The sequence below is a fragment of the Croceicoccus marinus genome (assembly GCF_001661675.2).
Taxonomy (GTDB): domain Bacteria; phylum Pseudomonadota; class Alphaproteobacteria; order Sphingomonadales; family Sphingomonadaceae; genus Croceicoccus; species Croceicoccus marinus.
The window spans coordinates 2,360,624-2,378,440 of sequence record NZ_CP019602.1; the positions used below are offsets into that span (position 1 = coordinate 2,360,624).

17 protein-coding genes are annotated in these 17,817 nt (G+C 59.3%); 12 read left to right on the forward strand and 5 right to left on the reverse strand.

Features of this window, described 5'->3' with window-relative positions:
- Entirely contained in the window at nt 1-492 is a 492-nt protein-coding gene (locus A9D14_RS11310; protein WP_066846494.1) for a CopD family protein, read from the forward strand.
- On the opposite strand, the gene A9D14_RS11315 is transcribed toward A9D14_RS11310, so the two are convergent.
- Entirely contained in the window at nt 459-1,007 is a 549-nt protein-coding gene (locus A9D14_RS11315; RefSeq protein WP_198302010.1) for a DUF2231 domain-containing protein, read from the reverse strand. The two genes, A9D14_RS11310 and A9D14_RS11315, sit on opposite strands and share 34 nt — an antisense overlap.
- A gap of 81 nt (nt 1,008-1,088) precedes the next feature.
- Here A9D14_RS11315 and A9D14_RS11320 point away from each other — a divergent pair, with 81 nt between their 5' ends.
- From A9D14_RS11320 to A9D14_RS19515, 11 genes are all read left to right on the forward strand, one after another.
- Nucleotides 1,089-1,697, forward strand: a complete 609-nt coding sequence (locus A9D14_RS11320; protein ID WP_232468521.1) for a cytochrome c oxidase subunit II — start codon at nt 1,089-1,091, stop codon at nt 1,695-1,697.
- Nucleotides 1,694-4,171 carry a cytochrome c oxidase subunit I gene (ctaD, locus tag A9D14_RS11325; RefSeq protein ID WP_066846497.1) on the forward strand — a complete coding sequence of 826 codons (2,478 nt, stop codon included), beginning with the start codon at nt 1,694-1,696 and terminating at the stop codon, nt 4,169-4,171. Before A9D14_RS11320 ends, ctaD begins: the two co-directional genes overlap by 4 nt.
- The gene (locus tag A9D14_RS11330) at nt 4,171-4,479 is read left to right on the forward strand and encodes a hypothetical protein (RefSeq protein WP_066846502.1); all 309 of its coding nucleotides are present in this window, start codon (nt 4,171-4,173) and stop codon (nt 4,477-4,479) included. Before ctaD ends, A9D14_RS11330 begins: the two co-directional genes overlap by 1 nt.
- Before the next feature lie 296 nt (nt 4,480-4,775).
- Nucleotides 4,776-6,128: a cation:proton antiporter gene (locus tag A9D14_RS11335; RefSeq protein WP_198302011.1), complete on the forward strand. Its 1,353-nt coding sequence runs from the start codon at nt 4,776-4,778 to the stop codon at nt 6,126-6,128.
- Nucleotides 6,125-6,466, forward strand: a complete 342-nt coding sequence (locus A9D14_RS19850) for an NAD-binding protein (protein ID WP_198302012.1) — start codon at nt 6,125-6,127, stop codon at nt 6,464-6,466. Before A9D14_RS11335 ends, A9D14_RS19850 begins: the two co-directional genes overlap by 4 nt.
- Before the next feature lie 479 nt (nt 6,467-6,945).
- A complete protein-coding gene (locus A9D14_RS11340; RefSeq protein WP_066846505.1) occupies nt 6,946-7,848 on the forward strand; it encodes a 3'-5' exonuclease in 903 nt (300 codons plus the stop codon).
- A 93-nt stretch (nt 7,849-7,941) separates the two neighbouring features.
- Nucleotides 7,942-8,481, forward strand: coding sequence for a hypothetical protein (locus A9D14_RS11345; protein ID WP_066846508.1), 540 nt, complete (start codon nt 7,942-7,944; stop codon nt 8,479-8,481).
- A gap of 89 nt (nt 8,482-8,570) precedes the next feature.
- Nucleotides 8,571-9,155 (forward strand): hypothetical protein, encoded by a 585-nt coding sequence (locus tag A9D14_RS11350; protein ID WP_157668208.1) that lies wholly within the window; start codon nt 8,571-8,573, stop codon nt 9,153-9,155.
- Nucleotides 9,156-9,197: 42 nt separating this feature from the next.
- On the forward strand, nt 9,198-9,953 hold the full coding sequence (locus A9D14_RS11355) for a 3'-5' exonuclease family protein (protein ID WP_066846513.1): 756 nt from the start codon (nt 9,198-9,200) through the stop codon (nt 9,951-9,953).
- Between the two features lie 311 nt (nt 9,954-10,264).
- On the forward strand, nt 10,265-10,909 hold the full coding sequence (locus A9D14_RS11360; protein ID WP_157668209.1) for a sigma-70 RNA polymerase sigma factor region 4 domain-containing protein: 645 nt from the start codon (nt 10,265-10,267) through the stop codon (nt 10,907-10,909).
- A gap of 47 nt (nt 10,910-10,956) precedes the next feature.
- A complete protein-coding gene (locus tag A9D14_RS19515) occupies nt 10,957-11,283 on the forward strand; it encodes a hypothetical protein (RefSeq protein ID WP_066846519.1) in 327 nt (108 codons plus the stop codon).
- A 487-nt stretch (nt 11,284-11,770) separates the two neighbouring features.
- On the opposite strand, the gene A9D14_RS11365 is transcribed toward A9D14_RS19515, so the two are convergent.
- The 4 genes from A9D14_RS11365 to A9D14_RS11390 all read right to left on the reverse strand — a co-directional run bounded on the left by A9D14_RS11365 (nt 11,771) and on the right by A9D14_RS11390 (nt 17,518).
- On the reverse strand, nt 11,771-11,992 hold the full coding sequence (locus A9D14_RS11365) for a hypothetical protein (RefSeq protein WP_054525571.1): 222 nt from the start codon (nt 11,990-11,992) through the stop codon (nt 11,771-11,773).
- Nucleotides 11,993-12,791: 799 nt separating this feature from the next.
- Entirely contained in the window at nt 12,792-13,190 is a 399-nt protein-coding gene (locus A9D14_RS11375) for a single-stranded DNA-binding protein (RefSeq protein WP_066559831.1), read from the reverse strand.
- Between the two features lie 657 nt (nt 13,191-13,847).
- Nucleotides 13,848-15,524, reverse strand: a complete 1,677-nt coding sequence (locus A9D14_RS11385) for a UvrD-helicase domain-containing protein (protein WP_083987880.1) — start codon at nt 15,522-15,524, stop codon at nt 13,848-13,850.
- A complete protein-coding gene (locus tag A9D14_RS11390) occupies nt 15,521-17,518 on the reverse strand; it encodes an ATP-dependent nuclease (protein WP_066846528.1) in 1,998 nt (665 codons plus the stop codon). Before A9D14_RS11390 ends, A9D14_RS11385 begins: the two co-directional genes overlap by 4 nt.
- Between the last annotated feature and the right edge of the window lie 299 nt (nt 17,519-17,817).

Below are 17,817 nucleotides of genomic sequence, written 5' to 3' on the forward strand. Positions count from 1 at the left end.
ATGATCCTCTCGCTGGTCAAGGCGATCCATATCGCCGCGCTCATCATATGGTGTGCGGGGCTCGTGGGCTTGCCGCTGATGCTGAGCAAGCATGAAATCGGCGAAAACCAGGCGAGCTACAGTCAGTTGCGCCTGCTGACGCATCGCGCCTATTCCTATTTCGTCACACCCGCGGCGATCATCGCCATCGCGGCGGGCACCGCGCTGATCTTCTTAGCAAGCGCCTTCACTCTATGGATGTTCGTGAAGCTGTTGGCGGTCGGCGTGCTGGTTTCGCTTCACGCCTGGATCGGGCATTTGGTCGTGCTGATGAGCGAACGGCGCGGCCGCTACGCTCCGCGCAGCGCGCTTCCCACGCTCCTGCCGATCATGATCGCGATGGTGGCGATCCTGTTCCTGGTGCTGGGAAAACCTGCGCTCGAAAGCTTCGCGCCCGCTTGGCTCACCCAGCCGCTCGGTCACGAACTTCCGGTTGACGAGACGCCAATTTGATATTCGAACACCAGCTTGCCCCCGTGCCATCCGGTAAAGCCGGTAAAGCCAACGGCGAAGGCGGAAATCATGATACCGAAGGGCAGCACGGCCTGTTCGTAACCGAGCAGCCGGAAGCCCCAGTTCATGCCCAGGATCGACAGCAGCATCACCGCGATGATGAAATGCGTCCAGCTGGCCGCGCGCTGGCGAATGCCGGGCACGCTGAGCAGCTCGGCCGTTCCGGTGACGCCGGCCAGCACGCCGAACAGGAATGCCATTCCGGCCGCCCACAATCCGGCACGCGCCCAGAAGAGGTCGCCTGTCCACCAGTAGAAGACGTCCGCACCCAGCACACAGGCGGTGAGTGCGATCGGGAAGGCAACCAGCATCGCGTGAAGGGGATGGCCCGCGAGAGCGATGCGCGATTCCAGTCGATGGAAATTGGGCTGTTTTTCAATCGGATCGATCAGCTCTTCCGGATCGGCCTCGACAAGCTTCTTCTCGGCAACCTTTTCGTGCATCGTCTTGCTCATCGCATTCGTCCTTCGGGCAAGCGGGTCCGCTTCGGGGCCCCGATCCTTCTATCGTCTCTTCTTGCGGCCTGCGCGGGGTCTTTGTCCACCATCGATCCGGCGGGTCCCTCCGCATCGCGCGTGGCGAGCCTGTGGTGGTGGATGCTGGGCGGCTCAGCAATCCTGTCCGCACTGGTGTTCGCATTGCTTCTCGTCGCGCTTTTCCGGCGAGGCGTGGCGGACAGGAAGACGCCCGAGCGAAAGCGGGTATGGATCGGCTGGCTCGGCCTCGGCATGCCGATCGCCGTGCTCATGGTCTTGCTGGCTTTTGCCCTCTCGGTCGGCGAACGCAATCTGCCGACCGGTCCCGCCGCCCGGACCATAGACGTGCGGGCCTATAATTACGGCTGGGAATTCTGTGACGAGGACGGCCGTTGCAGCGAAGGCATGCTGCGGATCCCTGCCGGTCAGCCCGTCGATCTCGACATCACATCCAGCGACGTGATCCACAGCCTATGGATCCCGCGTTTGGCAGGCAAGATGGACGCCATCCCCGGTCAGGTGAACCGCCTCAGGATCGAGGCGAGCGTGCCCGGCACCTACGAAGCGGTCTGCGCCGAATATTGCGGTATCGGCCATGCCAATCACCGGTTCGTGGTCGAAGCTTACGATATAGGCGAAAGCGTTGCCGCAGGAGGAACCGCACCTTGAAGGCAATCCGCCTCCACCGCGACCTGACCCGCATCTGGGGGAACGAGCCCGGCTGGCGCGGTGTGTTCAGCAGCGTCAGCCACACCGATCTTGGTAAGCGCTTCGTCGTCGCGGCGGCAGTGTTCTTCGGAATCGGCGGCGTGCTCGCGATGCTGATCCGCGCCCAGCTGGCGACGCCCGAAAGCGCCTTTGCCGGGCCGGAGGTCTATGGCCAGATCTTCACCATGCATGGCAGCATCATGATGTTCCTGTTCGCTATTCCCATGCTGGAGGGCCTGGCTATCTATCTGCTGCCCAAGATCCTGGGCGCGCGCGACCTCGCCTATCCGCGCCTCACGGCTCTCGGCTGGTGGTGTTATCTATTCGGCGGCACCATCATGATCTTGGCGCTGCTGGGCGGTGTCGCACCCGATGCGGGCTGGTTCCTCTACCCGCCGCTTTCGGGCAAGGAATACACGCCCGGCGTCAACTCCGACGTCTGGCTGCTCGGCATCACATTCGTCGAGATTTCCGCTATGTGCGCCGCGATCGAGATCGTGGTGACTATTCTCAAGTTCCGCGCGGCCAATATGGGCCTCACCAGAATGCCGATCATGGCCTGGTACCTGCTCGCGACCGCCGGGATGATGGTGTTCGGCTTCCCCCCGCTGATCCTCGGATCGATCCTGCTAGAGGTGGAACGCGCCTTTGGCTGGCCGTTCTTCCAGCCCGAATTTGGCGGATCGCCTCTGCTATGGCAGCACCTCTTCTGGCTGTTCGGCCATCCGGAGGTCTACATCATCTTTCTGCCCGCAGCGGGAGCGCTATCGACCATCATCCCGGTGATGGCCCGCACCCCGCTGATCGGATACGGCGCGATCGTGACGGCGGTGATGGCGCTCGCCTTCCTCAGCTTCGGGCTGTGGGTCCACCACATGTTCACCACCGGCATCCCGCACATGGCGCTGGGGTTCTTTTCGGCGGCGTCCGTGCTGGTGGCGATCCCGACCGCGGTGCAGATCTTCGCCTGGATCGGCACGATCTGGGCGGGCCGGCCCAAGTTTACCCTGCCGATGTATTACATCTTGGGCTTCTTCGTGGTCTTCGTCCTTGGCGGGCTGACGGGCGTGATGCTGGCCATCGTGCCCTTCGACCAGCAGGCACATGATACCGCCTTCGTCACAGCGCATCTGCATTACGTGCTGGTGGGCGGCTTCGTGTTCCCAATGCTGGCCGCCGCCTATTACTGGATGCCGCACGCCACGGGGCGAACGCGCGTCATGCGGCTGGGGATCGCGGCATTCTGGCTAATATTCATCGGCTTCAACCTGACCTTCCTGCACATGCACCTGACGGGTCTGCTGGGGATGCCCCGCAGGGTGTACACCTATCCAGCGGAAGCGGGGTGGACTTGGCTCAACCTCATATCCTCGATCGGAAGTTTCATGCAGGCCTTCGGCTTCGGCCTGTTCGCGATCGACATCGCTCTCCAGCGCCGGATCGGCAACCATGCGCGTCGCGATCCGTGGGATGCCGAGACGCTGGAATGGGCCATGCCCATACCGCCCACGCAGTACAATTTCGCCAGCCTGCCTACGGTCGACAGTCGCGAGCCGCTGACTCGCGACCGGAAGATCGGCGCGGGGCTTGCTGCGGGAAAAGGCCTTCTCGGCCGCGCGATCGACAAGCGGCGCGAGACGCTGGCTGTCGACATGGTCACCGGCGCGCCCGAACACGTCGCGATCCTGCCGGGGCCGAGCCTGTTGCCGCTCTTTACCGCGATGGTCATCGGTGGGTTTTTCCTGTCGATGCTGCTCAGCCTCTACTGGCTGACTCCGCTTTTCGTCGTCGGCACAGCGATCATGGTCTGGCGCTGGGCGGGCACTACGGGAACAACGCGCGACCCCGGCCCGATCGATGTCGGGGCGGGAGTAATGCTGCCGACCAGTTTCGCAGTCGGCGGCAGCGTGGGCTATTGGGGCAGCGTGCTCGCGTCGGCAGCAAACGGAACCTTGTTCGCCTCACTCGTGTTCGGCTATTTCTTCCTCTGGGTGGTTGCGCCAAACTGGCCGCCACCGGGGGAGTACGGCGCATATCTCCTCGAACCCCTACTGATCACGGCGGCAGCCGCTCTCGCGCTCTTGGGAGCGCGCATGGGACAATACGATTTCGGGCAGGCGAGTGTCGGCAGTGCGTTGGCAGCCATAGGCCTCGCCCTCGCGATTGGCGGGCTGCTTTGGGCTGCCTTGCACCACCTGCCCGGCCCGACCGAGCACGCTTTCGCTGCAGTGGGCTGGGTGCTTACGAGCTATGCAATCTTCTCCGCCGCTGTCGGTCTGCTCACCCAGTGCTTCGTCCGGCGCCGAATCGCCAGCGGCCATGCCAACGCCGCGTGGCCGCACGAATTCCGTATCGCCGCGGTATGGAGCGATTACGGCGCGGGCGTGACCATCGTGGTCGCCTGGCTGCTCGCCCTCTCGGGTGACGCGCTGTGATGGCGCTCACCCGCATGGTCTCAGGCCTGGTTCTCTGGGCGGCGGCCTTCAGCATCCTCTATGCCCTTCACGGCTTCGGCTGCTCGCTCGGATGGACCGGACCCTCGTTGTTTGGCGTGACGCAGGTAAAAGTGCTGTTGCTGGCGGTATGGGGGATCCTGATCGTTACCCACGGCCTGCTCATGCTCTGGCTGCTCAAGCAGCATGAAACACAGATGGAGCGGATTGGCATCGCGATAGGGTGCATCGGTCTGGGCGCCACCATTAGTACCGGTATGCCGATCCTGGCGATCCCGAGCTGCGTTTAGTGTACAAGCGGTCCTGGTCGACAGACTGCGGCCACCTTAGCGGACCCGCGCCCGCGCGCCGTCCCTCATCCGGCCCCAGTGCCTAGGATGCGAAATGGCCTTAGTGAATGCGCCGCTGAACCCGCCTTCGACCTGAACTGCGGTGACGACGCCCTTGTCATCGTGCCTTCTGATAGGCCATTTTCGGAAGGGTCGGGCAGTTGGCACGGATGCCTTCGCCAGCATCATTCCGTATCGGTGTGAACAGAAATGATGTTAGAGGGTTATCTCGTCTAGATAGATGCTAACAGGTCTCCATGCTCGAAATCTTCGCCGGTTCCCTGTTCACCGAAGTGTCTGCACTCCTGATCCTTGCGGGCATGATCGGCTTGGCGGGGCACATGCTGAAACAGCCGCTCGTCGTGAGTTACATCCTCGTCGGAATCGTTGCCGGTCCATCGGTGTTGAACCTCGCTCAATCGGAGGGCTCTCTCGAACTCCTGTCCGAGCTGGGGATAGCCATTCTGCTCTTCCTGGTGGGCTTGAAAATGGACTTCAAGCTAATACGGTCACTCGGAGCCGTGTCGCTGACAACAGGTCTCGGGCAGGTGATTTTCACGGCCGCTTTCGGGTTCATGATCTCCTATTTGCTGGGCTTTGGCCTAATTCCGAGCATCTACATCGCCGTGGCGCTCACGTTTTCCAGCACGATCATCATCGTCAAGCTCCTCTCAGACAAGCGGGAGCTGGATTCGCTGCATGGTCGGACGGCACTGGGTTTCCTCATCGTCCAGGATATCGTCGTGGTCCTAGCAATGGTCGCGCTCTCTACGATAGGTATGGGTTCGGGTGAAGACGGTGGCGAAGTAACGTTTTCGCAAGCCGCGATCGCCGCAGCGGCGCTGGTCGGCGTGGTCGTATTGATCGTGAAATTCGCGGCGACGCCGATTACTAAGAAACTGGCTGAAAATCAGGAACTGCTCATTCTCTTCGCGCTGGGTCTCGCGGCGGGCTTCGCAGCGATCGGTGAATATCTCGGGCTGGGACTGGAGATCGGCGGCCTTCTTGCCGGTGTGGCGCTCGCATCAACTCCTTACCGGGAATCGATTTCATCTCGCCTCACCACCCTGCGTGATTTCCTTCTGCTGTTCTTCTTCGTAGTCCTTGGCACCGAATTGAACCTAGGCGCCTTGGGGAGCAACATTCCCGCAGCCCTCCTTCTCTCGGCGTTCGTACTAATCGGAAACCCACTGATCGTGCTGATCATAATGGGACGAATGGGCTACCGAAAGCGCACAAGCTTCCTCGCAGGCCTTACCGTGGCGCAGATAAGCGAATTCTCCCTCATCTTCGTAGGAATGGGTGTAACGCTGGGCCACCTGACCGGGAGCGAACTCGGGCTTGTAACGCTCGTCGGGCTGATCACGATCGCAGTTTCAACCTACATGATCACCTATTCGCATCAAATCTACAAACTTTTGGAGCCGTACTTGGGCTTTGCTGAGAGAGATGACCCCGCTCGAGAAATTCAAGAGGAGGAGAAAGACAAGTCCACACCACCGGCCGTTATACTGTTGGGTCTGGCCGGGTTAGGAGGTGCTTTCGCCGCTAGGCTGATGGAAAAAAGATACCTGCCCTCGGTGTGGACTTTGATCCATCCTCAGTGGTGAAATGGCGGGATCGGGGATTCGACGCGGTCTACGGTGATGTGAGTGATCCCCATTTCGTCGCGGAGCTGCCCTTGAAATCAGCAGAGTGGGTAATTTCAACTCTCCAACATCATGGGCCGGCGTTAGTGGATCAGGATCCCAGACTTACGATGATGCGCACCCTCAAGGCCGATGGTTTCAAGGGGAAGATAGCCATTGCAGTTTATCGGCATTCAGATGTCGAACATGTAGAAGGTCTAGGTGCAGACGTAATACTAGAGCCTTTCGAAGACGCCGCGCAGATGACGGTCAATGAAATCGAGTCTAGCTTTACTCGGATACCTGTCGAAAGCTCATGACTAAAAGCACACCCGAGCCCACGCCGACCAAACGGCCTAAGCCTCATTGGGTGGGAGCGCTCGTGATAATCGTCGTCTTCACAGCCTTAATGAAGGGGGAAGGCCCCGAACGCTATTTGATTGTTGGGGGCTGATCACCCTCATCGGGGTGTTGCTCATGCACATCGAGCGGCTTGAAGCTAAGGAAGGTGACCGAGACGGCAACGAGTAATTGCATTTCGGGCTCGGAAATAAATGAGTGTTAGGGTTCCTTTGGAATAACGCTTCCGCCTGCAAAGCCTTGATGTCCGCTTTCAAGGAAACGGCGACGAACCTTCAATGGCCGATATTGGGGCGCGAAGCAGTCATGAAATCGCCTACTTCCACTGCCCTCGCGTGCCACCACACCGGGAAAATTCTGCCCGTCCAGCGTCGCTGTCCGAGGTCGGTAGGTAGAGGGGAAAAGCCCCTCGGTCGGCCTCGCGACACGAGGTAATTCCATGAAAGATTCAGAACAGCGGCTGGATGGATCCAGCATCGGCGAAGCATGTCCGGTCGACCAGCGCATCCTTCGCCCAGTCCGTGTCCGGAACGACTGGCCCCGCACGGCACCGGAGGGAGATGCAGTCCGCCGGATCGCCGTGGTCGACACCGAAACCACGGGCCTGTCCGCCGAGCGGCACACGGTCATCGAACTGTGCATGGCTATCGTTCAAGTGAACGATGCCGGTCGGATCGTAGCTGTCGAAGTCGTCAGGAGCGGACTAATCGATCCCGGCCGTCCGCTGACAGCGGAGATCGTGGACCTGACCGGGCTCACCGATCAGGATCTTGCCGGACGGTCCATAGACGAGGATCAGGTCGCAGCGATGCTAGCCTCCTGCGAGGGAGTGGTCGCATACAATGCCGGCTTTGATCGCCCCTTCGTCGAGAAGATGATCGACCGGCATGTGGCAGTGCCGTGGGGCTGCGCAATGGCTGACGTGCCGTGGCGCAAGCTTGGATTCGAACCGGGACCACAGGGGTACGCCGTAATGCAGGCAGGGTACTACATGCCCTCGGCGCACCGCGCGAAAGACGACGTTCTTGCCTTGGTCCAGCTTCTTGATCACGTCTGCGATGATGGCGAGACCGTCATGGCCAAAACGCTGGCCGCGATGGATGCGCCGGCGTGGCGCTTCGAGGCGCAGGGGGCGCCATACGGATACAAAGAAAATTTGCGCGAGCAACGTTATCGTTGGGCGTGGGGGAGGCTGCACGATCTGTGGCACAAACACGTGCGCGCCGAAGCCTACCAGGCCGAGCTCGACTGGTACGTGTCGACGATCGGTAAGGAGCCGGTGATCGTCCCGCTGCCTGCGAGCGAGCGGTATCGTTTCCACACAGCGTGGACCCCGGCCTGAGGGGCATAAACCTCAAGAACGCAAGAAACGTGAGCCATCCGGCTGAACGGAAAAGGGCTCCGGCCGACAGGCCCACACAACAAGGAAATACGAATGATCGATCTCGATATCGGCGGGGCATGCCCCCGCCAGCAGCTGACCTGTGCGCTGTCGCAAGCGCTGGGTCTGCCCACCGACCCCGGCGCCGGCACCGATGCGCTGACAATCGGCACCATGGACTATCCATCCGAACCCGCGCTTGAGATGGTCGCCCGGGCGGCGATGCAGGCAAGGCAGGACTCGCTGATGGCGCTGTTCGCCAACGATCAGATCAGCATCTGCGCTGGGATCGCGCTGATCTACCGGACGAAGGACGGAGCGCAGATCATGCAGGTCGAGCCGTGCCGCCTGAGCCGTGGAAAGCCGATCCTGCTTGTCACCACCGATCGCCGCCATGCCTTCCGCCTCGACAAACGCTGTGTGCTGCGATCGTGCGCCGTGCCGTCGAGCGCGAAGGTCGAGCGCGGCGTCGAACGCGCATGGACTGACATCCGCGCTGCCATGATCACGGTCGAGGTCGATCCTGAGCAGTGGGAAGCTGGCTATTTCAGCCTGTTCGCCGATGCGCAGGCCTTCGCCGACTTCATGGCTTGAGCGGCTCCACGCCAATTACAAACACCGAGCAGGCGGCGTCTCCAACGGGAGGCGCCGCCTGCCGCGTTTCTCAGAACAGGATTTTCATCATGCCCCATTCCCACAGGCGCCATCCGCGGGTGTTATGCTCGCTCGCGATTATCCGCGATCCCGGTGAAAGCAGCCCGCGATCCGCTATTCGTTCGACCGCCATCTTCACCGTGACTCGTGAACAAGGAGGCGGCGCGAGGTTCGCTATCGATCACCGCGTATTCGATCGGACAGCGAACCGGGCCGAGATTCTGGCCGGACTGGCCGAGCGCGTTCCTGCAGGCGCGACAGTTATCGCGCGTGCGTCACGCACGTCGCAGCATTACCTGAGGCAGGCATTCAGCGCCGGAGGGCCCCTGCCGCCAGCTGACCTGCAACTTCTCCAGCGTGATCGCCCGGACCTGGATATCCTCCCGCTCGAATGCGCGAACAGCGTGCTGGAAGAAATTGCGGCCGCATACCGGATCGAGCGAGCCGGTCCCGGTTCAAACATGCTGTCACGATCGCGCAAGGCGCCGGAGGAAGCACAGTGCCTGTGGGCAGCGTTCCTGTGGTCGCAATGTTCGCCGCACCAGCGGACATCGCTCGCCGCCGCGTGGCAGGCATGGCGGGCGCTCGAGCGGGCGCGCCCGCTCCCCTTCTGACGAAGCGTGATGATGCCAACACTAATTGAAAGGAAAAGCGGAATGGCAAAAACGTATATCGCGCTCGACGCGGAATTCTTCTGGGACAAGGACCTCTACAAATTACATCAGGCCATGGATCCTGACTCCAATCGTCACGCGGTCGCGGTGAAGCGTGTCATGGCTGCAGCTGCGTTCCAGTTCACTATCGACGAAGAGGGACGGGTGAGTACTGGCGAGATTGGCAGCTGGTGCGAGCGGGACTGGGCTGACGAGGCTGGCGTGGTCATGAGGGTCTTCGATTACCTGCGGGCGAACGACGACAAGCCCGTTATTACCTATGGTGGGTTGGCCACCGACGTGCCGATCCTGCTACACGCTAGCATAGCGCACGGATTGCGGCTGCCACCGCAGCTCGTCGACCAGCCTGGCCGAAAAGGCCCTCGGCCGCATCTCGATCTCGGCCTGATGATGAAAGGGGGAGGTAGAACCTGGACCCATCTCAGCCAGCTTTTGCTGCGAATGAACGTGCCGTTCGATCTTGTCGCGGCGAAGTCCAATGTCCCGCGCCCGGCCAGCGATGGAGCCTGGCGAAACCTGCGCGATCATGTCGAACTGGACTGTCTTCTGCTCGCCATCGCAAAGATCGGATGGTTGGTTGCCCAGGGCATGAATGGCCTACGGCTTGAACCTGCCATCGTAACGCTGGTCGAGGGGTTCTTGCGACGACGTCCGGACCATGGACTGGCTGGCGAGTTGCGAACGTATATTGGGAGCCTACACGGGAAAATCGCCGAGGGTTTCGAAATCGCGGCCTGAGCCTTCACCCTACATATGCGCCGGACTGGTGAAATTCGGACACCGCCGGTCCGGCGCATCTTATCGAACCTCTCCACTCTGAGTTTTCAGATGACGGCAACGATTTCTTAATCGTCTATGGCCTATCGTGGAGAAACCGCGAACACAGCGTGCTGGGATAGTCCCCCAAGCCGGTGGCCTTCAATTTTGTGTCGCTTCAACCCACGAACCCGCGCCGAGACGGTGCGCGTTCATTGGCGTTCGAGGTCACGAAATGACATCTTCGACATCACAACCCACGTCAGTGGTCTCGCTCGCCCCGCGAGGAAACCATGGCAAAGGGAACTGCCGGTAACGGCAACAAAATCTATAAATCGACGAACGCCTGTCCGAATTCGGGCAGTGTCGCGCATACATCAACGAATAACGCAACACGCTCGTATCTCACGAAGCCGCAGGTTCGCGCAGCGATTGCGGCGATCGACTTTCGGTCAAATTCAAAGCTCATGCGAATGGCGCGGTTTCGCGCTTTCACCGCCGGCATCGACGCCGAAGACATCCTGCAGGAAGCGATCCTGCGGGCGCTGACCTCACGCAGCTGCCCTGCCGGACTCAAGATGGAGTATTTCTTGATGGCGGTCATGCGTTCGATCGCAAGCGCCATCATTGCGAGGCGCAAGAGGGACGAAGCCCGTTATTGCAGCGAACTCGACCTGGTCGTGTCCCCGTTGGCGCCGGACGACGCATGCGAAATCGCTGAACGCGCCGCCGCTTGGCGACAAGCTTTCGACGACGTCGTCGCGGGCTCGCCAGAGATCGAAAGGGTGGTCGACGGCATTGACCAAGGCCTGTGCGGGAGAGCGCTCGCCGAATTCGCCAATACAGATCGAGCCCGACTCGCATCAGTGCGAAAAGCGATCAAACGCAATGTTAATAGTATCTGCGTCGAACTGATAAAACTGGATAAGGCGGCCTGACTTAACGAACCGATTTTCTGACTATATTAATTAAAGGAGGAAGCGTGATGATGAAGCGAGTGATAGACGATATGAACAACCGTGTCGTCCGATTGACACGATATGATTTCGATACAATTGCGCAAGCGTCAAAGCGTCTTAATGATGGCGACCTAAAGCTGTCGCAACGCGAACGTGCGGCGGCCGCTATTGTGAACGGCAGAATGGATTTGCTGGAGCATGCCGATGTCCGTCGAGCTCTCGTGAGCATGGGCCGGAGCTGGGCCCATGCAACAATAGAAATGATTTTCGATCACTGGGAGCGTGAAATGCAACTTCCAGGTGATCACCCGCAATGCCCGGTCGGTGATCAGCGTATTTTCAGTCGCCGCTAGAAGGCTGGCAAGGGAGAAAGTCTTAGCGCCGACACCGGCCGCTCATGCTTGGAAGCGGCGGGTCGACTTCTTTGCGATGCTCCGCCAATGCAGGCGTAGCCGCTGCTTACGGTGTGCCTGTCAAGTTCCAATGTGTGCGGGGCTTTCCAGGAGGCCCTGAGTTCCGTTCAATGGGTTGAATTCTAATCCTTATTCTTGGAGCGCGAGCAATTGTGTCCTCGTAGGGAAAAGCGAGATTCAGGGCGAAAATGCCGGTGGGCTACCAACTGGCCTTAGTTATGTGAGAATCCCCCTCGGCGGGTCATTCCCCAGGCGGGCCAATTGCCCGGTCGTTTGAGAGGATCATAGGGACCAGATAGCCATCACCGGACTGTCCCAAGATCGAATGGAGATGAGGTGCAGAACGATCGGGAATACCCATCTCTCCTAACCCTGCGAACAAGAAAAAAGGCAGGAACCGTTCCCGGTCCCCGCCCTGATCCTACGGTCAGAACTCATCGAGCATTGCCCCATGAACCGTATGCACCACGCGCGCTGCAAGATGCGCAGGAAGCGCGTTGTAGTCACCCTCATCCAAAGCAAAGTATCCGAGTTCTCGGTCCTCAACGATATGCTGATCGAAGAAGCTGTGCAACGCCCGACGCTCTGCCACAGCCAGCGCGGCAAAGTAGCGTTCCGAGTTCGAATTGATCCGAGCAATTGAAGCCATTGTATCCTCCTGATGTCTGCCGTTGACGGCAGGAGCAGGACGGATGGGCGTGCGGCCGGCGGGTCAGGGATCGCCCACTTGGGCGACCGCGAAGCGGCGGTAGGGGTAACGATTTTGTCGGACCGTAGCGTAGCGAAGGGGAGTCAAAATGGTGGGACCCTGCCGTCCTTGACGCGCCTGTTGCACGGCCATCAGAATGGGAGAACGTGAGCCAGGCCCCCTCCCCACCGGTCCCAAGCTAGATTGCTCCCGAGACCTTCTGCGCGACCTCTGTGAGCGTCGCCTGAAGTCGATTAATCTCCGATAGGCTGGTACTGCTGGGCACGTATCGCGTTAAAAGGAATTCGCGCGACTGAGACATGGAGTGCAAATGTTCGCGCGTCCGTTTCCTAAGCACTAGACCACGTTCGACAGCGAGCTCCGCCCTTGCCGCGAGATTGTGCTGAAGCCCCCGGACTTGTCCCGCGCTGTGACCGGATTGAAGAAGGAAGGCGTTCAAGTATAGTTCGACGGCATGGATCGCGACCATGCGAAACGGTGCCCGCGACCTCGGCTCTCCAGGCCGTCCATTCTGGACGAGAAGTTGTGCCGCGAACCGATACTCATCGGCAAGAGCCACCACCTCAGCAGGCGTTGCAGCCCCTCCCGGGTAAAGGGCTATCGCTTGGTCATTCATGGCATTCTTCGTAGCACCGCTTTTGCAAACGATTACTGAAAGATCTCTGGGTTTTCATACACCACAAAGGGGCCCTGTCCCACATGGACAGGACCCCTTCGGGAGAGAGATCTACGGGAGAGGTCAGTCGATCCCGGGAGCATCCTTGTTGTCGGCGTTCTCGCCGGAGCCGTTGCCGCGGGAGAGGAAGTCGACCTTGTCGGCGAGGATCTCGGTGCCGTAGCGCGTGACCCCGTCCTTGTCCTCCCACTGGGTGTAGTGGATCCGGCCCTGGACCGATACCAGCTGGCCCTTCGAGCAGTACTGGCCGACGGTCTTGGCGAGGCCGTTGAAGCAGGTCACGCGGTGGAACTCGCTTTCCTTGGCGGTGTAGCCGTTCTCGTCCTTGTAGGTATTGCCATCCTTGTCGCGTGCGGGGCGATCGGTGACGACGGTGATCCCGGTGACGTTGGTGGCGCTCTGGGTCGTACGGGCTTCCGGATCGCGGGCGAGGCGGCCGGTGAGGATGGCGATATTGGTCATGAAATAGGTTCCTTCAGTTCCTCAAACCGGAGACCATCTCCGGCTTGCGAACATCCAGAAGAAGCAGGGCATGGGAGGACTGCACCGAAGGCCTGAAGGGCCGAAGGGAAACCTGTTCATGACGGGTGGTGCGGGCAGGCAGCGCAGCTGCCAACACGGCCGGAAAGGAACGGGTTGCCGTCCTCAGCTGACCTGGTTCAGGACTGTTCGCGACTAAAGCCGGATGGGTATCGGGTGTGGGTCTGCAGGCTCACTTGACCTTTCCTGCAATCAGCTAACGCCATCGCCCTCCGATGCCTCCAGGAGATCCATGAAGTTGCAGGCTGCTTCTCGGTCTTGCTCGTTCTCGAACGCCACATCGAGATCGGGGGCTGACCCGAACATGTGCAGGAACGATCACAGGGCAAAGTGCTCAGCGGCAGCGTAATTTGAGGCAGATAAGTCCGTAATGCGCCCTCTAGGTAGCCTTTCGACATGGCTCGCATCGTCCTTAAAAGTGGTCGTCCGTCGGGCCGATGGCCCGCAGTGCAGGAGCAGGATCAAAACGCCGTCGCTGCTGGTGAATCGAAAGTCGCGGTTGGCACGCGCATCGCTGCATAGTTCAACGATGACCTGGGGCTCGTACTAGCGGCCTGTCCAACATGCGCTGCCACTTGATCACATGGCTACCGCGCTGGCCCCGAAAAGCGCCTCGATTTTGGCCTGGGCCCCAACCCCGAGGTCAGCCACAATCAGCTTGTCTTTGGCGCGCGAGCAACAAACATAGAAGAGGTGGCGGGTTCTCCGCTCCCGGCTTTCGCTGGTGTCGGTTCCTGCCAGCAGCTTGCCAAACGAGTATTGGTTCCAGTTCGCGCCAGCGTCATCCAAAACCACGATCACGTTCTGAAATTCATCGCCTTTCACGCCGTGTTTGGTTGAGAACGGCATGCTGTTTTCCAGCACGGCGCGGTAACGACTGACTTCCAGATAGGGGACCGCCAGAAGAAGATCCAGAAAGGCCTGATGCGCTGCCTCGGGCGATCCTGCCTCGGCAGCCACCACAGGGCCTGCCACGGCCGCTTCCAAGTCATCAAGGAGTGTGACCAATTGCGCTGCCCGCAGATGCATTAAGATTGCTTCAATCGTTCCTCCGGCATCAATTAGTTTGATGAGGTCATCTAGGGCCGCCTTCACTCGCGCCTTCTCGGCTGCCCCCGCGATCGGGATCGGGCGTTCCTTCAATGAACTGATAGCGCGCCCCACCCGCCCTTCACGCCAAGCAGTAATAAATGGCTCGACTTTTTTAAGGAAGAAGGCTGCAATCGGGTCTTCGCCGCTCTGAAACTTATCTTGCGTAAAGCTTCCCCGACTATCGAAGGCTGCCAATAGATCGGCATATCCGGCCTTGCGGGCGATAAGGCGGTGAGTGAGGAATAGAACCTTCAACTCGCCCTGTACACTCCAGCCGAAGACATCCTGCGCTTTCTGGACGGCGAGTTCGGCAATGTCCGCGTCCGGAGCCGTGCCGGTGAGACTGACATACACCGCGCCCCCCGGTAAATTGGCACCCGCTGGCTCCTGCTGAATGTCAGTTCGGACCTTGTTGAGAACGTCGATCACCGCCTTGGAGCACCGATAGTTCTCCTCCTTCTTGATTTGAACCAGCTGTGCCTGCTGATCGGCCGACAATTCGCCGACCCCTCCCGAATAGATGTTCTGCATCTTGTCGCCAAAGAAACCGATCAGCGGGGGATGCTCTGTCTTAAGAAGATGATCCAACAGGGCGGAGACAACCAGCGGATCAGTGTCCTGGTATTCGTCTACAAATATGAACGGGAATCGAGCGGCGACCACTTTCGATAAAAGCGGATGGTCGTGGAACATAATGTGAGCCACGCCCAAAAGGTCGTCGTGAAAAATTCGGCCTTCCAAGAAGTTTGCGCCGCGATCGGAGTAGGCGATCGTCGGTACCGTCTTTAAAGCTTCTGCCAATTGCTCCTGATCTTGCTTTCTGCGGCTGCTTGCAGGCAACCGGTCATTGAACGCAAGAAGGGCGGGCCTCAGCTCTTTCTGAAAGTTTTTGATCGAGGCCCATAAGAAGTCGTGGATCGTTGAGACCACAAACAAGGGGTCGTGCTCTGTACGCTCGATGATCTCATTCTTTGCTACATTCGTGAAAGTAATGCAGGCCACACGCTGGCCTTCCCCGATAACGCTCGAACGGTCCGGTCCTCGAATGAAATCAAGAGCGCGAATGAGGGACGATGTTTTGCCCGAGCCCGCCCCGGCGTCGATCAGGAAGCTCTGTCGCGTGTGCAGACAATCCAGGATTTTTTCGTCCGCTTCCGTCATCATTTTGCGGGATGCTCGGCCAGCCATTGGAGGCCTTGTTGAATATAGAGGGGAATCTCCCAGCCTGGTGCGCCCATCAGATCGAGGGCGAAATCGACCTTCCCGAGCTTGCCGCTCAACTCCCACGCTTGTGCTGTCAGGCCTGCGTCTATCGCTTTCTTGACGGCAGCCTTAGTCGTGCTGAGCTTGGCATGATTGTCAGTCAGCCAAGTGATGTTGGCGTAGATGAATGCTTCCTCGAATGAACGACCACAATGCCCGTCCTGGGTGACCTGATAGGCAACCCGAATGCAGCCTTGCGTCTTGGCCGCATTATCGCAGGCTTGCAATTCTTCGACGGTTTCCTTCTCGGGAATCCATTTGCGGAGACAGGCGTTGCTAGTGCTTTTCCCCGTCGCGACCGGGCATTTTTTTCCTCCGTCATCGACCGAGTCCAGGTCGGTAATGATCAGGCTCGGAATGCCAAGAAAGTCGATGATCGGCTTAAACTTATGGGCGTGCCCCCCGCCCACCTCAGAAATGCTGACATACTGACTTCCGAGCGTCTCGCAGCCAGCCACCTTGGCTTGCTCCTCAATCATCATTGGGAGCAGCAGCCGCTCGACCTGGCCTTCCACGAAGATGGCCTTGTCCGCGAAAAACAGATCGCAATGAGTCAGTCGAATATAGCGGCGCAGGAAGTCGAGAAGGTCGGGGTTGTCTGGTGGCAGCGGTAGCTGCGAAAGGTCCTGCATGACGACCTGACGGCCAACCCTGCGGAAATAGCGCACGGGCTCGAACTCAGAATGAGCGATCATGTGGGACGAGTGTGTGGAGAGCAGAACTTGTGCTGTCGTCCCTCCGTCCGTTTCCAAAACCTTCGAAATCTCGCTGATGAAAACCGTCTGCATCTGCGGGTGCAGGTGCGCCTCGGGTTCTTCAATCGCGATTATATGAACGCGCGGCTTGTCGCCCATCGTCGCGTCGATCGCAGCGCGGAAGGACTCCAGCTGCAGGACAATGTAAATCAGGTTTTTGTAGCCGAGCCCGTTATATTTTTCGGGCAGCTCGAACTCCTCCATTACTCCTTCTTTTTCGGCGTGTTCGCTGGCATAATATATTCGCGCATTGTCACGGTAAATTGTTTCTGCGCTCAGTTCAGCACGTACCCTCAGGTCCGGCGCTTTTTGGCCTGGCGGATAGCCAAAACTCTGAAGGCGCTTCGTCAAACGACCAAAGGCTTTGCCGTACATCCCCGTAAGGTCGCCTGCGCTCGCCGTGAGTGCATCTTCGATCGCTTGATAACCGGCAGCGTCATCGACCCGATAGAAGCGTTCGTAATGATCGTGGAGAAGTTTTGAGAGCTTCGCGGACCGGCTTCCCTCATCGTCATCGACGTGCCGCTGAGCGGGCACGATGTCGATGCGCAGTAGGGATTTCAGCAAATTGCCGTCTTCGAGTTGTTCCACTTCTTTGCCGTCAGGGGACACTTTGAAGAAAACGCGTTTGAAATGATCTCTGAACGTCTCTTTCAGATAGTCGCACAGCGAGACGTCTTTGCGAGGCCTGGCCCCAAACTCGTCGAGAAGCTTTTTCGCGTTCTCCAGTCGATAGTCGATCCGCATGCGCACTCTGCTTGTGCCAGGCGTAAGGTCCATCAAAAGCTTGGTGGCTGCAACGAGGTCGGCGGGATCTTCGCCATAGGAAAAGGTCAGATCGAGCCGCATACGCGGTGTAAGCCGCCTAAGCAGCTCAATCTTCTTTTCTGGATCAGCTTCAGCCGCAACCTTTCGCTCGATCCGCTTCAGGTCCCGGTGGCGAAGCTGAGAGAGGTCGTGGAAGGAGATTTTAGGAGCCTCGGCTCCTTGCCCGATAAACAGCCGGAGAGCCTCCATTACTGAGGTTTTCCCGCTATTGTTCGGCCCCACCAAAATGGTCGTCGTTTTGTCCTGGGCGAGATCGATTGAGAGTCGGCGCAGCAACCTGAAGTTTCGGATCTTAATGTTCTCAAGGCGCATGCGGTCATTATCTCAAATGGCTCGAAGATCTCGAAGGTGACTGTAGGGCCATCCTGACACAAGGGGGAAGTAGTTTGCTATCGAATTGAACCGGAATCGCCTGTCACTCGATCCCGGGTGGCTTGATGAATTCCGTGATCAGCCGGCGAGCGCGGTGCACTGATCGCTAAACGGGTCACCTGGCTACGGTCCGCTTTCGGTCCAAGGCGTGGCATATCCCGCTCGGGCTCCTTTCCTCTGGGCTTCGAGGCAGACCTTGGGCGTGGGACGCGGTCGTTCATTGTGCATGACAATCACAG